At 58.5% G+C, this 1,803-nt stretch carries 4 protein-coding genes; 2 read left to right on the top strand and 2 right to left on the bottom strand.

The genetic code is table 11. The annotated features are described in order from the left end of the window. Window positions 1-449: 449 nt before the first annotated feature. On the bottom strand, window positions 450-668 hold the full coding sequence (locus AC0L3O_RS35295; RefSeq protein WP_095486903.1) for a KTSC domain-containing protein: 219 nt from the start codon (window positions 666-668) through the stop codon (window positions 450-452). Between AC0L3O_RS35295 and AC0L3O_RS35300 the strand changes: the two genes are divergently transcribed. Next, window positions 667-876, top strand: a complete 210-nt coding sequence (locus AC0L3O_RS35300) for a hypothetical protein (protein ID WP_473537209.1) — start codon at window positions 667-669, stop codon at window positions 874-876. The two genes, AC0L3O_RS35295 and AC0L3O_RS35300, sit on opposite strands and share 2 nt — an antisense overlap. 44 nt (window positions 877-920) lie before the next feature. On the opposite strand, the gene AC0L3O_RS35305 is transcribed toward AC0L3O_RS35300, so the two are convergent. Beyond that, entirely contained in the window at window positions 921-1,136 is a 216-nt protein-coding gene (locus tag AC0L3O_RS35305) for a hypothetical protein (RefSeq protein ID WP_287226949.1), read from the bottom strand. Here AC0L3O_RS35305 and AC0L3O_RS35310 point away from each other — a divergent pair. Beyond that, complete coding sequence (locus AC0L3O_RS35310) at window positions 1,056-1,610, top strand: DNA-3-methyladenine glycosylase (protein ID WP_473537210.1); 555 nt, start codon at window positions 1,056-1,058, stop codon at window positions 1,608-1,610. The genes AC0L3O_RS35305 and AC0L3O_RS35310 overlap by 81 nt on opposite strands. Window positions 1,611-1,803 lie beyond the last annotated feature (193 nt).

A 1,803-nucleotide genomic window follows, 5' to 3' on the forward strand; every position in this document is an offset into this window, starting at 1 on the left:
AGGGCGCAGGTGCAGCGTGCCATCTACGACTTCTTGGTCTTCGAATTCCTCTTCGGTTTCGGTGCCGATGCAGCAGGAAGAGCAGTCTCGGCTTTAAGTCGTTGCTCCCGCAGCCGAGCCGTCTTTGCGTCTCGTGCGACGCGCTCAATGTCTGTTAATGCCCGCGCAGCATCCGACGTGCGCTCCTGTCGGTCGTATTTTTCTTTATCGGTTAAGCCTTGCCTTTCCCGCATTGTTGTACCTCGATCTTGTTCGGCGCTTTTGTTGGCGCCCGAACGATTGTCGCCAGATCGTGTTCCCCCCAGACAACAAAAAAGCCCGCCGCACCTTTCGGCACGGCGGGCTATCAGTCGTTTGCTCAGGGCGGGCGGGGATCGTAAGAAAATCCTACGCGCGCCGGCTGCGCTGCGTCCACCAACCGGCAGTTGGAATGTATCAACAGCTTGCCGTCATCCCGCATCCTTGCCGGCCGCAACCTGACGGTACCGGAAGTGATTCCGGATGTGCTCGTTGAAATAGCGGCCTTTCGCAAAGGCGGCTTTGAACGCGGCGAAGGTCTCCGGCGGCACTTCCTCAAATTCGTATCGTTTGCCGCTGGCGACGAACCACACCGAGAGGATTCTGCTGTCGGGATCGTAGGCCATTTTTCTTATCGAGGTCGATGGCATGATATGGCTCGATCAAAAGTCTTCAACGATCGCAGAGCCTGTCACGTTACTTCGTGGTATTGCTCCCGAGCAGCGCACGAGGATTTTCTCCGGCCACCTAACGCATCGCGGCATCGCAAGCGCGGCAGCGGGCACGGTCTTCCGGGTCTCTCTTTTCTACGCCGGCAACGAACTTCAACTTTCCAATCACTTCGACCGCTTGGGCTAGGCGCTGTTGAATAGCCAATCGACCCTCATTATAGGCGATCAGAGCTATCCGAGTTCAGCAGGAAGCGCCGCGATGCTGATGATCGCGAGTTTGGCCTTGGTGGATTGGCCTTTTGCAGCCGGAGCGGGAATGTTCTTGTTCGCCCCATGTTTCGGCGCGGTCGAGATCTGGTGCAGGCGTTGATCACGAACCGCCAGTTCTTTGCCCGGGACGCCTGCGTTGTCGCTCGCGATATAATTGGCGCCACGCTTCTTGTGCACGGCGTGGGCGGGATCGTCGTCGAAACGGAAGCCTATCGCGCCAATGACCCAGCCTCACACAGTTTTTGTGGTCGGACTTCGCGAAACTCCGCAATGTTCGGCGCCCCAGGGAGCGCATACGTCTATCGGTCCTATGGTCTGCATTGGTGCCTGAATGCCGTCTGTCTTCCCGGTAGTGCTGTCCTTGTGCGCGCGATCAAACCGCAATCAAAGCTCGACCTGATGCGGGCCAATCGCGGCGTTGATGACCTTCGACTTCTTTGTTCGGGACCCGGTCGCCTTTGCCAGGCGCTTGCTGTCGATGCATCTTATGACGGGCTGCCATTGGACGAGCTTCCGTTCCAGTTCAAGCTGCCGTCAGGAGCAAGAACCAGCTCCATCTTAACGGGACACCGGGTCGGCATCTCCAAGGCTGTCGATCTCGAGTGGCGGTTCGGACTGGCAGGCTCGTCGTACTTGAGCCGCAAATTTTGAGTTGCCTCTGCACGAGTAATCGCCTGGGGGTGAGTTCGGGTAACTAGCGATGTGCCGGCACCCTACGCGCTACTAGGTTGGCCCGCGATTTCGCCCAGCTTCAACTGTCAGGAGGTCATGGAGCCCGGCTTTCAGGCTATCGTCGGTTGCATGCTGGAGCGGCTGGACGCCAAGAGGCACCAGCTCCCGACCG

The sequence above is a fragment of the Mesorhizobium sp. WSM4810 genome (assembly GCF_055811235.1).